Source organism: Halorhabdus rudnickae (assembly GCF_900880625.1).
GTDB classification, from domain to species: Archaea; Halobacteriota; Halobacteria; order Halobacteriales; family Haloarculaceae; genus Halorhabdus; species Halorhabdus rudnickae.
In genome coordinates, this window is sequence record NZ_CAAHFB010000001.1 from 1,507,039 (window position 1) to 1,521,641 (window position 14,603).

Here is a 14,603-nt window from a genome sequence, read left to right on the forward strand (position 1 = left end):
CATCCATAACGCATGCCGACTCGTTTCTCGGTCGTTTTCGACGACGACCGGGCGCGCGAGATTGAGGACCTCGCCCGGCAGTACGAGTTGACCGAAGAGGAGGTACTCCGGCAGTTGCTGGATCTGGGCTTAGACGTGCTCGAAGACGGCGAGGGCCAAACACCGCGGAGCGACGAGACCCAGATCTAGGCGTCGAAGTTCAGCCATCGAAGCGTCGGTATTGTCCGATGGCGAAGAGAGGGGCCGCAGCTCGGCCCTACGCACTCGAGGGGTTCTTTTTCGAGAGTGGACTGCCACAGATCGGACAGCGATCGTGGTTCTCGTCGAACTCCCGGCCACAGCCCTGACACTGGAAGTGCCACTCGCGCTGTTCTTCGATGCCCTCTCTGGCGATCACCTCGACCTCGATGTCGAGTTTCTCGGCGACGTTCTGCATCGCGTAGTCGTCAGTGACCAGCCGCCCATCGAGTTCGAAGGCCGCAGCCACGAGCCTGATATCCGTCGTCGAAAGCCCGTCGAGATCGCCGGTCTCCCCGGCGGCCCGGCGGATCTGTTCGACGGTCTCCTCGTCGGGGATGTGCAGGTGCATCCCCGACCCCTCGAGGGCGTCGAAGCGATAGGCGCTCTCGTCTTCGAGTTCTTCGCGGACGAGCGGGATCGTCGAGATCTTCTCGTCGGTGTGATACTCGTTGATGAAAGCCGAAGCGTCGAGAACGTTCATTTAACGCTGAATGATCATGTGGTCTTTGACGGCCTGTACGCGACCGACGGGGACGTGGACACGTCCAGCGTCGTCGACATCGAAGGACGTCTCCCCGAGGGTCTCGTCGGGTTCGATGACGAGATCGTCGAGTTTGCCCGATTCGATGTCCATCGTGATATTGTACAGCATGCCAATCTCGGCCCCATCCGATCCCATGACGGCTTTCCCGGAGAGGTTCTCGGCGAGTATTTCGGCCATATCGCCGTGTACCCGGTCCTGTTACATAAACTCCACGGGGCTGTCTGACACGTGACCGTCGTTTTCACCTGCAATCAACGATGGAGGGGTCCCTGCTCATTGCGCTGGCGACATTCGCCACCTCGCGCTTACGGCGAGCAGTCCACCGAAACAGGACCGAGACGCCGAGAGAAGAGGCGCTGGCCGGCCAAAAGTGAATGACAAATATACAATCCAAAGATTCATGTATATGATATTAGATTAGACAGCATGGCTGATCTAATCTTGGTCGTTGCGGCCCTTTCTCTTGTGGTGATCAATCTCGTGAGAGCGTTTCGATCGGAAGAGCGAATCGGATATCACCTCATTGGGGCCACAGGATTCGGATTCTTGGCGCTTGGAGCGTTTTTTGACGGCGAATTGGCGATTGTCACGTTAAGCATGTCAGTAGTCGTACTCGGAACCGCATTACTTCTGCAGCGGACAGACGAGGGCGAAGCCATCAGCGACAACGCCATCTGACGTTCGATTTCCGTCCTCATCCCTGATTGCCGCGGTGACCCCGTACTCATGCCGCTGGCGACCTACGCCACCGCGTGTTCACTGCGAGGAGACCGCCCAATAATAGGGTCGGAACGCCGATCGAAAGCAGTAGCCAGCCAAGCGAGAACGGACTGACGATCGTCACCGTCCTAGACAACCCAAGCACGTTCGACAGCACCAGCGAGGCAATCCCGAGAAGGACCATGACGGTGCTTGCCCGGAGGAGGGTCCGTCCTGGCGACGCGTATCCGTCTCTTCGCGTCGATACCGCGACCAGAATGAGGCCGTCAACGGTGAGAATGAATCCGACCGGCTGGACTACCTCCGCGATGTTTACCAGCACCGATCCGAGCTGCATCCAGAGAGACCCATACGGAGTGTACCACAGAACCAAGAGACCGATATTGGCGGCCACGAGACCGCCAGCCAGTAACCCTGCACCGCCAGCGAGGAATTTTCGCTCCGTACTGGACGGTGAAAGGAATCGTTCGACTGCGAGCAGTGAAGTCCCGGACCCGACAGTAACGATGCCCGAAATGATGCCGAACATCGCGAACATGATCCGCATCCCTGCGGCGAATCCTGCACCTTCGGCCCATGGCGTCGAAAGTACGAATATCCACCCTGCCACGGTCGCGACGCCGACCAGGAGGGCACCGATTCCAATCGCGAGGGAGGAGAGACGTGTTGACCTCATATGATTCTAAATTGAAATTATATATGAAAAATTTTCTGGTAAACGGACATCAATCGAAAGGTCTAGCACGAAGAGAACCGGCGAACGACCGGGCTCTACAGAGTTCCAAGGCAAGGCATTGGCAAGCCGGGATGGGACGACCAACCGGAGTGTAGTCGAACGCAACGAAGTGACGGAAATACCGACCGGACCGTGCCCAGTGGCTCAAGACGACTGATCGGACCCCACGGCGTCCCAGTCGGTCACGTCCGTGACGGTCCCGTTTTCGAGATCCACTCGGACCCAGTACCTAGCCCGCTCCCGGTCAGAGCGACCGACGTGGACGACCGCCACGCCCTCAAGGTAGGACGGCTCTCGGTCTATGGTCACGGAGTCGGCCGACTCCTCGACCGTGGCGTTCGTAAATTCCAGCACCTGAGCGTCCTCGCCCGACACATCGAGGTCGTCCCTGTCGCTCGCGTTGAACGAGACCGTCTGCATCTCAGTCGTATTCAGTATCTCGACGGGCTGGACCGTCAACGCCGGATCCGGGATCGTCTCAAGGTATGACTCGATCGTCTCGTCGTTCCGGGCGATTTCGATGGCACGCTCACGTTCGCTCCGGGTGAACGGGTCGGCCGTCTCGATCTGCTCCACAACCGAGATCTCGCCACTGTCCTCGGAGACTTCGAGGTCGTGCGTCTTTGGGACCGTCTCTGTCAGCACGACGTCGCCGTCGCTGCCGGCGACCGTCACGTTGGTGCCGGCAATGCTGACCTCTCCCATCCGGTCGTTGCTCGCGAGGGGATCTGCACTCCCGAGCGCGACGCCTGCCCCGGCGAGGGTGACGCCGACCGCCGCCAGCACGACCAGAACAGCGAGACGGGTTCGGGCGTCAGGGTTCATGGGTCTCCCTTGGGTGAAAGCCTTCATTAGCTCTGCGCTGAAATTCGTTCGGAACGCATTTCACGGGCGTTTCACACCCGTTTCACGCCGGTTTTGCTCGGTGATATCGACGCACATTAGGGAGTGGCTTCGGTAGGTCGGCCCATGGATCTGCGGGCCCTCCACGGCAAGCAACTCCTCGCCGCAGTCGCGTTCGTCGCCGCCACGGTGGTCCTCGCGGTGCAGTTGATAACCCCGACGCCCGTTGTGGTCTCGATCGGCGGGAACGGGGCCGAAGTGGCGGAACTCGGCGGATACTTCCAGTACAGAGACGTGGCAATCATCGGCGTCGCTGCGGCGCTGCTGGGTGCGAGCGGGACGTACCTCGTGACCCGCGACTGGTCACGAGCGACCGCTGGATCGCCGACGACCGACCGGCGGTCGCCGACGCCGACGGGTGATCCCGTTCGCGACGACGGGAATGACGACCTCCCGCCCAGCGACGATCTACTCGAATCGCGTCGTGCCGAATGGGAGGAAACGGCCGATCGGCTGGCGAACAACGAACGAGAGATCTACGAGACAGTTCTGGAGGCCGACGGCGTCATGGCCCAAAGCGACATCGTCGAGGCGACTGACCTCTCGAAGGCGACGGTCAGCCGGACGCTCGACAGTCTGGAGACCAAGAATCTGCTCGAGCGCAAGCGCCGGGGGATGGGGAACATGATCCTATTACTGTAGGCCGAAACGCGTTTCGAATGGCGCCTCAACGGATATCTAAGTGGGTTTTCGAATATTGATCGGACGGAGCGATCGGGGATTGCCCCGACGCTCCGGAACGGCTATGCGAAGCAAGCTACTCGCGCTCGCACTCGCGGCGGCCCTGGCAGTCACTGCCGGCGGCGTCGTCGCCGCGGATGCGGGCTCCGGCGAGCAGTCAGCGGCACAGTATCCCGACGATTACGGGGTCGAAGTGACCGACCCTGAAGATGTCCTGAGTGACGGGGACGTCGACCGCGCTATCGAGATGGCCTGGGGCAACGAGACATTCCACAGTCACTTCGAGACGGATGAATACGTCCACTTTGACGTGTGGGTGCTGGGACCGGACGAGCCAGTCCACGTCTCGGCCGGCCCCTCGTCCAATGCGAGTGACGATCGGGTAGACGCCACCGTTGACCTGGATAGCGGCGTCGTAAAGGACATCGAGGAACCGATCACGGTCACCGCTTCCGAGATGAAAACCGTCGAACTCGACGGCTACGAGATCGAAGTCGTCGACGCGACAGACGAAGGCGACGACGGAACAGCCGAGTTTGAAGCGACGGGAAACCGGACTGATGCAGACAACGACCACGACCGGAAACTCACCGCCGCAGGGTCGTTCACCGTCGAACTGGACCTGATCGAAGACGCCGTCGGTCCGGACGGGGTCGCCCTCTACGAGATGGTCGGTATCGACGAGTGACGTGATCGGGTAACTCCGTCTCGTCACGCCCCCGAGTTCCCAGCCTCCTGTTTTCCCGGATCTGCCCCGCAGCCGATACGAACTTCTTAAATGGCGAGAACGCCCAAATCCGGCAACCACTTCTCAGGGTGAGACGGGATGGCCGAAGATACACCACACGATACCGAGGAGTCGCCGTCGCTCCGGACCCCCATCGTGGCGGTCCTGGGCCACGTCGACCACGGCAAGACGACGCTACTGGACACGATCCGCGGCTCGGCGGTCACCGAGGGCGAAGCCGGCGCGATCACCCAGCACATCGGATCGACCGCGGTGCCGCTGTCCGTGATCGGCGAGATGGCCGGCGATCTGGTCGATCCCGACGATTTCGATCTGCCTGGCCTGCTGTTCATCGACACGCCAGGCCATCACTCCTTCTCGACGCTCCGGTCGCGCGGGGGGGCACTCGCGGACATCGCAATCGTCGTCGTCGACGTCACCGACGGCTTCCAGCCACAGACGGAAGAGGCGCTAAACATCCTCAAGCGGACGCAGACGCCGTTCATCGTCGCGGCCAATAAGGTCGACACGATTCCGGGCTGGAACCCCAACGACGACCAGCCCATCCAGGTGACCAAGGAACGCCAGCCCGACCGCGTCCAGTCGGATCTCGACGAACGGCTCTACGAACTTATCGGCCAGTTGAGCGACGAGGGCTTCTCGGCGGACTTCTACTGGCGCGTCCAGGACTTCCAGAACAACATCGGCGTCGTCCCGCTATCGGCGCTGACCGGCGAGGGCGTCCCCGACCTGTTGACGGTGCTGATGGGCCTCTCTCAGCGCTACCTCAAAGAGGAGATGGCCATCGACGTAACGGGACCGGGCGCGGGGACCGTCCTCGAAGTCACTGACGAACGCGGGTTCGGGGCGACTATCGACGCCGTCGTCTACGACGGGACGATCCGGGCGGACGATCAGATCGTCGTCGGTGGGCTGGAGGAGTCGATCGTCACCGACGTCCGTGCGCTGCTCCAGCCCCGCCCGCTCGCTGAGATCCGGACCGAAAAGGAGTTCGAGAAGGTCGACTCCGTGGCGGCCGCTGCGGGCGTGAAGATCGCCGCGCCAGATCTTGACGACGCGATGGCCGGCGCGCCGGTCCGCGTCGTGCGCGACCGGCCGGTCGGGGAAGTCATCGCCGAGGTCGAGGCCGAACTCGCCGAGATCGAGGTCGGGACCGAAGAGGAAGGCGTGGTCGTCAAAGCCGACACGCTGGGCAGTCTCGAAGCGCTCTCGGGGACGCTCGAGGAAGAAGAGATCCCAATCATGCGCGCAGAAGTCGGCGATGTCGCGCCGCGGGACATCCGAGTTGCCGAGACCGCCAACGAATCGATCCATCAGGCGATCCTGGCGTTCGGCGTCGACATCCTGGACGACGCCGTCAGGCTGGCCGAACAAGAAGAGGTCCGGATCTTCGAACACGACGTGATCTACCAGCTCGTTGAGGACTACCAAGAGCACGTCACGGCGATCGAGGAGTCCCAGCAGGAGCAGATCCTCGAAAACATCACCCGCCCGGCGCGCTTCCGTATCCTCAAGGACCACACGTTCCGCCAGTCCGACCCGGCAGTCGTCGGCGTCGAGATCCTCTCGGGGACGATTACCCGCAATTCCAATGCCGTCCGCTTCGAGGGATCCGAACCCGAGCGCGTCGGGGGGCTCAAAGGCATTCAGGATGAGGGCGAGGATGTCGACGAGGCGCGGGCGGGCGATCGCGTCGCCGTCTCGATCGACGGCCCGACGGTCGGGCGGGATATCGAGGAGGGAGACGAACTCTGGACGGAACTTCCGGAGAAACACGCCAAAATTCTCGAACAGGAACTCCTCGAGGAGATCCCTGCCGACGAGCGCGAGGCGCTATCGATGTACCTGGATAAGCATCGCAAGCGCGATCCCTTCTGGGGCAAGTAGACGTTTTGATCGGTGTTTCGGGACAGCCAACGGTCAGTTGCTCGAACTGTCGTACATCGCGTCGAACTCTCTTTCACCGAGGATCAACGCCTCGACCCCATCAGTGAGCGTGACCTCGCCGAAGACGGTCGCCTGATAGTACGTGTACAGCCCGTCCTGGCCCCGTTCGGTACGCTGTCGTTTCTCGACGAGGTCGACATCGAGCAGTTCATTGAGGTGGTAATGGAGCGTACTGTCGTCAACGTCGAGTGCCGCGTCGAGTTCTTTCGGACTCATCTCCCCGCCGTGAACGAGCCGATAGAGGATCTCGTAGCGGGTTCGGTGGCCGACGGCGGCGTGCATGTCGAGGTACTCCTCGAGCGTGAGGACGCTATCCTCGGGCAGCAAGTCCCCCGGATCGTCCGGGACATCACTGCCGGCCATCCGCGTCTGATCCGTTGCCATCGTAGCGCCGACTACGACCTGGGGATGCTTAGCCGTTGTCGAGCCAGGTTCTCTCAAAAACACTGTTCTTTAAATACCTATCCGCGGAGGAGACGCGTTACTGCGCGGCTGGCGAGTTGTTGTCGCCCATCGCCTGTTTGACCTGCAGAGCGGCGCTTGCGGCAAGCCCCTGTGCGAGTTCCGTACACTCGCCCTCGTCGATACGGAGTTCCGCCGCGGAGTCGGGCGTATAGCCGGCGCTGACGGGCGATCCGATCGGAGGCTGGACGGCGATCATCGCCTGCGGGCCGTCGTTGCCGGTCGTGAGTTCCGAGCCGACTACGAAGTCCGCGGGGAGGAGTTCGCGCGTTCTGGCAGCTACACGGGTGAGGTCGCTCCGGAGTGCCCGACGTTCGTCCGGCGAGAGATCGACTTCATTTCCCGACTGTCCCGCGAACGACGTGTTTCCGTACATGCGATGTCTCCGGAGATAGGCGATAGACCCTAATAAAGGCGCTGCCCGCGACATGAGTATGTGAAACACACTCGGTGGAGGTCCCGCTGAACGGTCACACACTCAGACCAGAACCTGACTCCGACCGAAGACCGCCAGGACGACCGCACAGGCGTACTCCGCCTCGTCTTCGTCCGCGTCCGCGGTCGCGACCTCGAGATGTTCGTCGCCGAAATCCCATTCCCGGAGGTCCCGGCCGGCCGCCAGTCCCGCCCGGACGTCCGCCCTGACGCGTTCGTCGTTCGCACCGGAGACTTCATAGAAGATACCTGGGCCGTCGGACTCGCGCGTCCAGCCGATCGCTGCTGCCGCCTCGCCGGCATCGGTCGTCTCCGCAGCCTCGACGACGTACAGGCCCTGTCCAGCCGGACCGAGATCCGGAGCCGTCCCGACGCGTTCGATCTTCGCGTCGGCAGGAATAACCGACGACAGCGTCACAAGGTTGTAGTTGTGGACGCCGGCCGCGGCCAGGGCCGCGTCGTAGGCGGCCGTCGGCGTCGGGCCGCGTCCCGAACCCGTGACAATCCGTATTGTTCCCATCGCCCGGAAATCGGGCGAGCGGCAAGTAAAGTCCGTCGTTCGGGGCCGGCGACCACCTGCAATTCCAAATCAACGACCATTATAATGATAGATTCTCATATATTGAGAACGGCCGGGAGACTTACTCCGCTGGTTGGTGTCTTGACAGCCAAGAGACGAGTGAGCGACGACCTCACCCCGTCTCGGGACGTACGAGCATGAAAGTAATCGATCGACCACACTTCACAGCCCTGATCGAGGAGTTGGTCGCGGCCGATCCGCGGGACGTGGTTGGGGTACAGGAAGATGGCGAACAGTATGTCTTCGACCACTTGGAATCGGCCGAGGACCTCGCCCTGGAGTATGATCTGACGGCACTCTCGCCGAAGAAGTACGTCATGCCACAGCGAGAGACGCTATTGACCTACGACCGGACAGACGACGACCACGAGATGCGGGCAAAAGCGGATCCGACGGGCCACATCGTCGTCGGCGTTCATCCCTACGATCTAGAGGCCATCAGACAACTCGACAAGATTTTCATCGACACCCTACAGGACGAACCGTACCGCCGCAAACGCGAGAACACCGTCCTCATCGGGCTAACGATGCAAGACGTGGCCGACACCTGCTTTGCCGCGAGTATGGGCACGGCGACAGTTGAGAGTGGGTACGACCTCATGCTCACCGAGCTGGGTGACTCCTTTGCCGTGGACATCGGGACCTTCGAGGGCGATCAGTTGCTGGAGTCGGTCCCGACCAGGAACGCAACCGCCCGAGAGATCGAGCGCGTCGCGGAGATCGAGGCAGACCTTCAGGAAGCGTTCGACCGAGAACTGGAGTTCCCCCCGGCGGAACTCCCGACGCTGCTCGAAGACAGCTACGACGACATGGATTTCTGGGAAGACTACGCTGAACAGTGTCTCTCATGTGGCACCTGCAACGTGGTCTGTCCGACCTGCTTTTGTTTCAGTGTAGACATGGTTCGGGACCTCAAGGGCGATAGCGGTCGACAGGAGCGCCGCTGGGATGGGTGTCTCCTCGAAGACTTCGCGACGGTCGCCCAGGGTGAGAACTTCCGGGAAGAGATCGCCCAGCGCCACCGCCATCGATTCATGCGCAAAGGATGGTACATATACGAACGCTACGGCGACATCGCCTGCGTTGGCTGTGGGCGATGTACCCGCCACTGCGTCGCCGACGTGGCCGATCCCTGTGAGGTCTACAACGAGCTCTACCAGGAGGCCCAGGCCCATGCACAGTAGTACGCAACCGAGCTTCGAAATCGGCCGCAACGAATTCCAGCCGATCGAGGGACGGATCGTCTGGATCGACGAGGTTACTGACGACGATAAACTGTTTGTCATCGACCTCCCCGAGGGCCAGGAACTCGGGCATCAGCCTGGACAGTTCGTCCAGGTATTCGTCCCCGGCGTCGGCGAAGCGCCGTTCTCGATCACGTCCTCGCCGACCAAGGGCGGTCCCTTCGAGTTGTGTATCCGTGCTGTGGGGAACGTGACCAACGCGCTGCACGCGATGGAGACCGGCGACATGGTCGGAATACGCGGGCCATACGGCTCGGGTTTTGATCCTGAGGAACTCAAGGGCTCGGATCTGCTCTTTATCGCCGGAGGGATCGGCCTCGCGCCGCTCCGGTCGATGATCAACTACGCGCTGGACGAACGCGATAAGTTCGGCGAGTTGACAACAGTCTACGGCTGCAAGGAGCCGACCGAACAGCTCTATCCGAACGAATTACAGAAGTGGGCTGAGTCCGACAACATGGCGTACCTCGAGACCGTCGATCAGTGTCCCGATGACGTAGAGTGGGACGGCAACACTGGCGTCATCACGACAGTCATCCCCGACGTGGACATCGATGTCGAGTCCACGAACGTACTAGTCTGTGGGCCGCCGGTCATGTACCAGTTCGTCCTCGAGGAACTCGACGACATGGGCGTCCCCGACGAGAACGTCTATCTTTCGCTGGAGCGCAATATGCACTGTGGTCGTGGACTCTGTGGTCACTGCCAGATCAACGAACTGTATGTCTGTCTGGACGGCCCGGTGTTCAACTACCCGGAAGTTCGCGACAAGGAGGAGGCAGGCCTATGAGCGAGAAGCCACGCGTCGCCTTCTTCGACTTCGCGGGCTGTGAGGGCGACCAGTTACAGGTCATCAACCTCGAAGAACGACTGCTGGACCTGGTCGATGTCGTCGAGGTCGTCAGCTTCCGTGAAGCGATGTCCGAACACTCCGATGATTACGACATCGCGTTCGTCGAAGGCTCGATCACGACACCTCACGACGCCGAGCGCCTGCGCGACGTGCGCGAGAACGCCGACATCCTCATCGCGATCGGATCGTGTGCTGCCTTCGGAGGGATCAACGCGCTGCGGAACCACCAGGAACTCGAGACGGCCAAAGAGCGTGTCTACGGCGATGATGCGACGTTGTTCGACGACCCCGATGCCGAGCTGTTCGACTCATTTGAGGCGGCCCAACCGGCTAGTGCGTTCGTCGACATCGAGTACGAAATCCCGGGCTGTCCGATCGACGGCGAGGAATTCATCCAGGCGGTCACGGCGCTGTTGAACGGGGCCGAGCCGACGCTGCCGAACCACCCCGTTTGCGTCGAGTGCAAGTTCGAGGAGAACACCTGTGCCTTCGAGCGCGGCGACACTTGTCTCGGCCCGATCACGCGCGGCGGGTGTGGTGCGACCTGTGTCTCACAGGGAACTCACTGCTGGGGATGCCGCGGCATGGTCGCCGACCCGAGCAAGGACGCCTACACGAAGGTCCTCGAAGAGCACGGCCTGACGGCCGAGGACATCGTCGAGGACTACCAGCTCTACTGGGGCTGGCAACGCGAGCAGACCGGCAAACCGGTGGCCCAGGAGGTCGAACAATGAGCAAGAACGTCTCGATCGACGGTGATCTGGTGACTCGCGTCGAAGGCCACGGCAAGATCGTCGTCGATGCAACCGACGGTGACGTACAAGATTGCGAGTGGCAGGTCGTCGAATCACCACGCTTCTTCGAGTCGATGGTGGTCGACCGAAGCTACGAGGAGACCCACCACATCGTCTCGCGGATCTGTGCGATCTGCTCGGTCAGTCACACGCTGACCGCGCTGAAAGCGACCGAGGACGCGATGGACATCGAAGTCTCCGAACAGGACGTCAAACTCCGGAAGCTCGGCCTCTACGGCGAGATGCTCCAGAGCCACGTGCTGCACCTCGGCTATCTCGCACTGCCCGATCTGGTGGGCCAGAAGTCGGTCGTTCCCATGGCCGAGACCCACGAAGAGGAAGTCGAGACAGTCGTCCGGCTCCACCGGCTGGGCAACGACCTGACCGAAGTCGTTGGCGGACGGTCGGTCCACGCCCAGCGACCGATCCCGGGCGGGTTCTCGAAACTCCCGACCGAGACCGAACTCGAAACGGTCAGGAACGGCCTGGAAGCGTCCTGGGAGGACGTCGAGGCGGTCACGGACCTGCTGGTCAGCCTGGCCGACGAACTGCCCGACTTCACTCGCGAGACGGAGTTCATCTCGCTGACCCATCCCGACGAGTACGCCTTCTACGACGGCGTGCCCTACTCCTCGGACGAGGGCGAACTCGCGCTCGCCGAGTACGAGTCGATCGTCAACGAGCACGTCTCCAAGCAATCGACGGCGAAGTTCACCAGCCACGCCCGTGATTCCTACATGGTCGGAGCGCTGGCCCGGGTGAACAATAACTACGAGCAGCTCTCGCCGAAAGCCACGGCTGTCGCCGAGTCCGTCGGGCTAGAACCGGGTTGCCACAACCCCTACATGAACAACGTGGCCCAGCTGGTCGAGACGGCCCACCTCGTCGAGGAGTCGATCCGGCTACTCGACGAACTGCTTGCCGATGGGCTCGCCCCGCAGTCGGATTACCATACGCCCGATATCGATGTGAAAGCGGGTCGCGGCATCGGCGCCGTCGAGGTGCCGCGTGGCATCCTCTTCCACGATTACACTTACGACGACGCAGGTGACGTCACGGAGGCCAACTGCGTCATCCCCACCAACCAGAACCACGCCAACATCCAGAAAGACATGGAGAAACTCGTACCGGAGATCATCGATCAGCCCGACGACGACATCGAACTGACCCTGGAGATGCTCGTTCGGGCCTACGATCCGTGTATCTCCTGCTCGACGCACTACCTCGACGTCGAGTTCGTCGGTGACGAGACATGAGGGCTGTCGTAGTCCAGACGCGACACGATCGACCATGAGTGCCGATCGCGCTGTCGTCGCGCTGGGGAACCCGTACCGCCGTGACGACGGCGTTGGTCCCGCGCTCCTCGCGCGCCTCCGCGATCGCGATCTCCCGTCGGTGGACTGTCTCGACCTCGGGGACGCGGGGTTCGATCTGGTCCACGTTGTGATGGACTACGAGGGCGTCGTGATCGTCGACGCCGTGGACTTCGGCGGTGACGCGGGTGAGATTGACGTGTTCGATCCCGCAGACGCGACGGAGATGGTCGATCGACGGGGCACACACGCCACGGATCTCTTCGAACTCTTCGAACTCGGTGACGGGCTGGCGGAGACGGAGACGGCGATCCGCGTCGTCGGTATCCAGCCGGCTGAGACGGGGTTCGGGGAAGGGTTGTCCCCCGCGATCGCTGAGCGGGCCCCCGCGGCATTAGACGCACTCGAGAGGGCACTCCAGTGTGTCTGATGGAACAGGGCCGCGCGATCCGGTGGCCGATGAGATGTCCCCGAGATCCAGAAGACGCTCGCCCTGCCGTCGTGGGCACACCGCAATCGGGCCGGGGACATCTGGGACGAAAGAAACCGAGACCCAGGTTTGAATATAGATTGTCCCAACCATGCTCCTATGAAGGTCGTCCCGATTGGTCTCGGGCAGGCCGGGGGGAAGATTACCCAGGCGCTCGCAACCCACGATTACGAACTGGACTTCGGTGCTGTCCAGGACGCAATGGCAGTCAACACGGCCAACGCTGACCTCCAGTCTCTCGACATCGACACGATGATGATCGGACAGGATCGCGTGAAAGGCCACGGCGTTGGCGGCGACAACGAACTCGGCGCCGAGATAATGCAGTCGGAAGCCAACGAAGTTCTCGACGGTCTCGACGGCCGGGTCACGTCCCAGGCTGAGGCGATCATGATCGTCGCCGGCCTCGGCGGGGGGACGGGCAGTGGCGGCGCGCCGGTCCTGGCGAAGGAACTCAAGCGTATCTACGACGTCCCGGTCTACGTCCTCGGTGTGCTCCCAGGTCGCGGCGAAGGAGCCATCTACCAGGCCAACGCCGGTCGGTCGCTGAAGACCGTCGCACGAGAGGCCGACGCGACGCTGCTGATCGACAACGACGCCTGGAAAAGCTCCGGAGAGAGTATCGGCGAAGGCTTCGAGACGATCAACGATCACATCGCCCAGCGTGTGGGGCTGTTGCTCGCCTCGGGAGAGGTCGTCGAAGGGGTCGGCGAGAGCGTCGTCGACTCCAGCGAGATAATCAACACCCTCAAACCGGGCGGAGTCGCGGCGCTTGGCTACGCCAGCGCCGAGGCGAGCACGGACGGCGCCAACAACGTCAACACGATCACGAGCCTGACGCGCAACGCCCTGCTGACGGGAACGAGCTTACCCAACGCCGTCAAAGCCGAGACGGCACTGCTAGTCATCGCCGGGGAACCGGATCGGATCTCCCGGAAGGGCGTCGAGCGAGCCCGTCGGTGGATCGAGGACGAGACCGGCAGCCTGGAGGTCCGTGGCGGGGACTTTCCGCTCGAGACCGATCGACTGGCGGCACTCGTACTACTTGGCGGCGTCGAACGATCCGAGCGAATGCAACAGTTCATGGACCGCGCGGCGGAGGCTGCCAAAGCGTCACAGGAACCACAGGAGGAGACCGACTTCCGCAACGAAGAACTCGAGGACCTCTTCTGACCGACGCTCACGCGTCGGATCTGCTATCGCTCCCGTCTTCGCCGCCCTCACCCGGTTCCTCCCCAGAGGCCTGCTCCTCGTCCTCGAGTTCGACCTCCGCGAGCGCCTCTGCAATCTCGTCGTCGTCGGCCGCGTCTTCGGGTTCTTCCTCGACCGACGCCTCCGCCGCCGGCTCGTCGGCTGGCGGCTCCAGCTGGTCCGAGTACGCGAACTCCGAGACGGACCCGTCCGCCGCGTCATCGGACTCGTCGGCGGGGTCCTCGGCAGGTGTCTCACCGAATTCAGCAGGAGAATCCTCGGCAGACGTCTCACCGAATTCAACAGGGGAATCCTCGGCAGACGTCTCACCGAACTCGTCGGCGGACGCCTGACTACTCTCATCTCCGGCCGTGCGTCCCTCGTCGAACCACTCGCCCTCCTCAGTGGTATCCGAGAGGCCGTTCGTACCGGACTCGACCGTTATCTCGGACGCAAAGCCGTCCTCGAGTGTCCGGCGCATTCGTTCGAGTTCGCCCTCGACGCGCTGGAGTCGGGACTCCAGCTGTTCGCCGGGCGGCCGGAGGATAGACTGCCGATGTTCCAGCAACCACCTGGCGTAGGCCTCGGGTGACTCGAACCCGCGTTCGGCGGCTTCCTCGGCCAGCGAGTCGACCGTCTCGGGGTCCAGATCGATCTCCATCTTGGCCCTGATAGGACGCCTCACTGCAAAAAACTGCCCCCCGTGATCGGGATCGACCGTC

Annotated in this window: 19 protein-coding genes; 11 read left to right on the forward strand and 8 right to left on the reverse strand. The window is 62.3% G+C overall.

Annotation, left to right across the window (positions count from 1 at the left end; translation table 11 throughout):
• The first annotated feature begins 12 nt into the window (after nt 1–12).
• Nucleotides 13–189 (forward strand): CopG family transcriptional regulator, encoded by a 177-nt coding sequence (locus BN2694_RS07455; RefSeq protein WP_135663809.1) that lies wholly within the window; start codon nt 13–15, stop codon nt 187–189.
• A gap of 67 nt (nt 190–256) precedes the next feature.
• Here the strand turns inward: BN2694_RS07455 and BN2694_RS07460 are convergent, their stop codons facing one another.
• Entirely contained in the window at nt 257–721 is a 465-nt protein-coding gene (locus tag BN2694_RS07460; protein WP_135663810.1) for an NOB1 family endonuclease, read from the reverse strand.
• Entirely contained in the window at nt 722–961 is a 240-nt protein-coding gene (locus BN2694_RS07465; RefSeq protein ID WP_135663811.1) for a PRC-barrel domain-containing protein, read from the reverse strand.
• A gap of 249 nt (nt 962–1,210) precedes the next feature.
• Between BN2694_RS07465 and BN2694_RS07470 the strand changes: the two genes are divergently transcribed.
• Entirely contained in the window at nt 1,211–1,462 is a 252-nt protein-coding gene (locus BN2694_RS07470; protein WP_135663812.1) for a hypothetical protein, read from the forward strand.
• Nucleotides 1,463–1,508: 46 nt separating this feature from the next.
• Here the strand turns inward: BN2694_RS07470 and BN2694_RS07475 are convergent, their stop codons facing one another.
• On the reverse strand, nt 1,509–2,180 hold the full coding sequence (locus tag BN2694_RS07475) for a hypothetical protein (protein WP_135663813.1): 672 nt from the start codon (nt 2,178–2,180) through the stop codon (nt 1,509–1,511).
• 204 nt (nt 2,181–2,384) lie between these two features.
• On the reverse strand, nt 2,385–3,065 hold the full coding sequence (locus tag BN2694_RS07480) for a hypothetical protein (RefSeq protein WP_135663814.1): 681 nt from the start codon (nt 3,063–3,065) through the stop codon (nt 2,385–2,387).
• Nucleotides 3,066–3,209: 144 nt separating this feature from the next.
• On the opposite strand from BN2694_RS07480, the gene BN2694_RS07485 reads away from it, so the two are divergent.
• The 3 genes from BN2694_RS07485 (at nt 3,210) to infB (ending at nt 6,459) form a co-directional block, all read left to right on the forward strand.
• Complete coding sequence (locus tag BN2694_RS07485; RefSeq protein ID WP_135663815.1) at nt 3,210–3,785, forward strand: helix-turn-helix transcriptional regulator; 576 nt, start codon at nt 3,210–3,212, stop codon at nt 3,783–3,785.
• A 103-nt stretch (nt 3,786–3,888) separates the two neighbouring features.
• Nucleotides 3,889–4,512, forward strand: coding sequence for a hypothetical protein (locus tag BN2694_RS07490; protein WP_135663816.1), 624 nt, complete (start codon nt 3,889–3,891; stop codon nt 4,510–4,512).
• A gap of 138 nt (nt 4,513–4,650) precedes the next feature.
• Nucleotides 4,651–6,459 (forward strand): translation initiation factor IF-2, encoded by a 1,809-nt coding sequence (gene infB, locus BN2694_RS07495; RefSeq protein ID WP_135663817.1) that lies wholly within the window; start codon nt 4,651–4,653, stop codon nt 6,457–6,459.
• 33 nt (nt 6,460–6,492) lie between these two features.
• Here infB and BN2694_RS07500 read toward each other — a convergent pair whose 3' ends face one another.
• The 3 genes from BN2694_RS07500 to BN2694_RS07510 form a co-directional block, all read right to left on the reverse strand.
• On the reverse strand, nt 6,493–6,903 hold the full coding sequence (locus BN2694_RS07500; protein ID WP_135663818.1) for a winged helix-turn-helix domain-containing protein: 411 nt from the start codon (nt 6,901–6,903) through the stop codon (nt 6,493–6,495).
• Nucleotides 6,904–7,000: 97 nt separating this feature from the next.
• Entirely contained in the window at nt 7,001–7,357 is a 357-nt protein-coding gene (locus BN2694_RS07505) for a DUF5811 family protein (protein WP_135663819.1), read from the reverse strand.
• A gap of 102 nt (nt 7,358–7,459) precedes the next feature.
• The gene (locus tag BN2694_RS07510) at nt 7,460–7,936 is read right to left on the reverse strand and encodes a pyruvoyl-dependent arginine decarboxylase (RefSeq protein WP_135663820.1); all 477 of its coding nucleotides are present in this window, start codon (nt 7,934–7,936) and stop codon (nt 7,460–7,462) included.
• A 197-nt stretch (nt 7,937–8,133) separates the two neighbouring features.
• On the opposite strand from BN2694_RS07510, the gene BN2694_RS07515 reads away from it, so the two are divergent.
• From BN2694_RS07515 to BN2694_RS07540, 6 genes are all read left to right on the forward strand, one after another.
• Complete coding sequence (locus BN2694_RS07515) at nt 8,134–9,180, forward strand: 4Fe-4S dicluster domain-containing protein (protein WP_135663821.1); 1,047 nt, start codon at nt 8,134–8,136, stop codon at nt 9,178–9,180.
• A complete protein-coding gene (locus BN2694_RS07520) occupies nt 9,170–10,030 on the forward strand; it encodes an FAD/NAD(P)-binding protein (protein WP_135663822.1) in 861 nt (286 codons plus the stop codon). The genes BN2694_RS07515 and BN2694_RS07520 overlap by 11 nt, the downstream gene beginning before the upstream one ends.
• Nucleotides 10,027–10,827, forward strand: a complete 801-nt coding sequence (locus BN2694_RS07525; protein ID WP_135663823.1) for an NADH-quinone oxidoreductase subunit B family protein — start codon at nt 10,027–10,029, stop codon at nt 10,825–10,827. Before BN2694_RS07520 ends, BN2694_RS07525 begins: the two co-directional genes overlap by 4 nt.
• Complete coding sequence (locus tag BN2694_RS07530) at nt 10,824–12,143, forward strand: Ni/Fe hydrogenase subunit alpha (RefSeq protein ID WP_135663824.1); 1,320 nt, start codon at nt 10,824–10,826, stop codon at nt 12,141–12,143. Before BN2694_RS07525 ends, BN2694_RS07530 begins: the two co-directional genes overlap by 4 nt.
• Nucleotides 12,144–12,177: 34 nt before the next feature.
• Nucleotides 12,178–12,630, forward strand: a complete 453-nt coding sequence (locus BN2694_RS07535) for a hydrogenase maturation protease (protein ID WP_135663825.1) — start codon at nt 12,178–12,180, stop codon at nt 12,628–12,630.
• A gap of 159 nt (nt 12,631–12,789) precedes the next feature.
• Complete coding sequence (locus BN2694_RS07540; protein ID WP_135663826.1) at nt 12,790–13,863, forward strand: tubulin/FtsZ family protein; 1,074 nt, start codon at nt 12,790–12,792, stop codon at nt 13,861–13,863.
• Between the two features lie 7 nt (nt 13,864–13,870).
• Here BN2694_RS07540 and BN2694_RS07545 read toward each other — a convergent pair whose 3' ends face one another.
• Complete coding sequence (locus tag BN2694_RS07545) at nt 13,871–14,542, reverse strand: hypothetical protein (RefSeq protein ID WP_135663827.1); 672 nt, start codon at nt 14,540–14,542, stop codon at nt 13,871–13,873.
• Between the last annotated feature and the right edge of the window lie 61 nt (nt 14,543–14,603).

What these genes read in the sequence shown, in the direction of transcription:
- BN2694_RS07455 (WP_135663809.1), top strand. Translation starts at nt 13, where the DNA reads ATGCCGACTCGTTTCTCGGTCGTTTTCGACGACGACCGGGCGCGCGAG.
- BN2694_RS07460 (WP_135663810.1), bottom strand. Translation starts at nt 721, where the DNA reads ATGAACGTTCTCGACGCTTCGGCTTTCATCAACGAGTATCACACCGAC.
- BN2694_RS07465 (WP_135663811.1), bottom strand. Translation starts at nt 961, where the DNA reads ATGGCCGAAATACTCGCCGAGAACCTCTCCGGGAAAGCCGTCATGGGA.
- BN2694_RS07470 (WP_135663812.1), top strand. Translation starts at nt 1,211, where the DNA reads ATGGCTGATCTAATCTTGGTCGTTGCGGCCCTTTCTCTTGTGGTGATC.
- BN2694_RS07475 (WP_135663813.1), bottom strand. Translation starts at nt 2,180, where the DNA reads ATGAGGTCAACACGTCTCTCCTCCCTCGCGATTGGAATCGGTGCCCTC.
- BN2694_RS07480 (WP_135663814.1), bottom strand. Translation starts at nt 3,065, where the DNA reads ATGAACCCTGACGCCCGAACCCGTCTCGCTGTTCTGGTCGTGCTGGCG.
- BN2694_RS07485 (WP_135663815.1), top strand. Translation starts at nt 3,210, where the DNA reads ATGGATCTGCGGGCCCTCCACGGCAAGCAACTCCTCGCCGCAGTCGCG.
- BN2694_RS07490 (WP_135663816.1), top strand. Translation starts at nt 3,889, where the DNA reads ATGCGAAGCAAGCTACTCGCGCTCGCACTCGCGGCGGCCCTGGCAGTC.
- infB (WP_135663817.1), top strand. Translation starts at nt 4,651, where the DNA reads ATGGCCGAAGATACACCACACGATACCGAGGAGTCGCCGTCGCTCCGG.
- BN2694_RS07500 (WP_135663818.1), bottom strand. Translation starts at nt 6,903, where the DNA reads ATGGCAACGGATCAGACGCGGATGGCCGGCAGTGATGTCCCGGACGAT.
- BN2694_RS07505 (WP_135663819.1), bottom strand. Translation starts at nt 7,357, where the DNA reads ATGTACGGAAACACGTCGTTCGCGGGACAGTCGGGAAATGAAGTCGAT.
- BN2694_RS07510 (WP_135663820.1), bottom strand. Translation starts at nt 7,936, where the DNA reads ATGGGAACAATACGGATTGTCACGGGTTCGGGACGCGGCCCGACGCCG.
- BN2694_RS07515 (WP_135663821.1), top strand. Translation starts at nt 8,134, where the DNA reads ATGAAAGTAATCGATCGACCACACTTCACAGCCCTGATCGAGGAGTTG.
- BN2694_RS07520 (WP_135663822.1), top strand. Translation starts at nt 9,170, where the DNA reads ATGCACAGTAGTACGCAACCGAGCTTCGAAATCGGCCGCAACGAATTC.
- BN2694_RS07525 (WP_135663823.1), top strand. Translation starts at nt 10,027, where the DNA reads ATGAGCGAGAAGCCACGCGTCGCCTTCTTCGACTTCGCGGGCTGTGAG.
- BN2694_RS07530 (WP_135663824.1), top strand. Translation starts at nt 10,824, where the DNA reads ATGAGCAAGAACGTCTCGATCGACGGTGATCTGGTGACTCGCGTCGAA.
- BN2694_RS07535 (WP_135663825.1), top strand. Translation starts at nt 12,178, where the DNA reads ATGAGTGCCGATCGCGCTGTCGTCGCGCTGGGGAACCCGTACCGCCGT.
- BN2694_RS07540 (WP_135663826.1), top strand. Translation starts at nt 12,790, where the DNA reads ATGAAGGTCGTCCCGATTGGTCTCGGGCAGGCCGGGGGGAAGATTACC.
- BN2694_RS07545 (WP_135663827.1), bottom strand. Translation starts at nt 14,542, where the DNA reads ATGGAGATCGATCTGGACCCCGAGACGGTCGACTCGCTGGCCGAGGAA.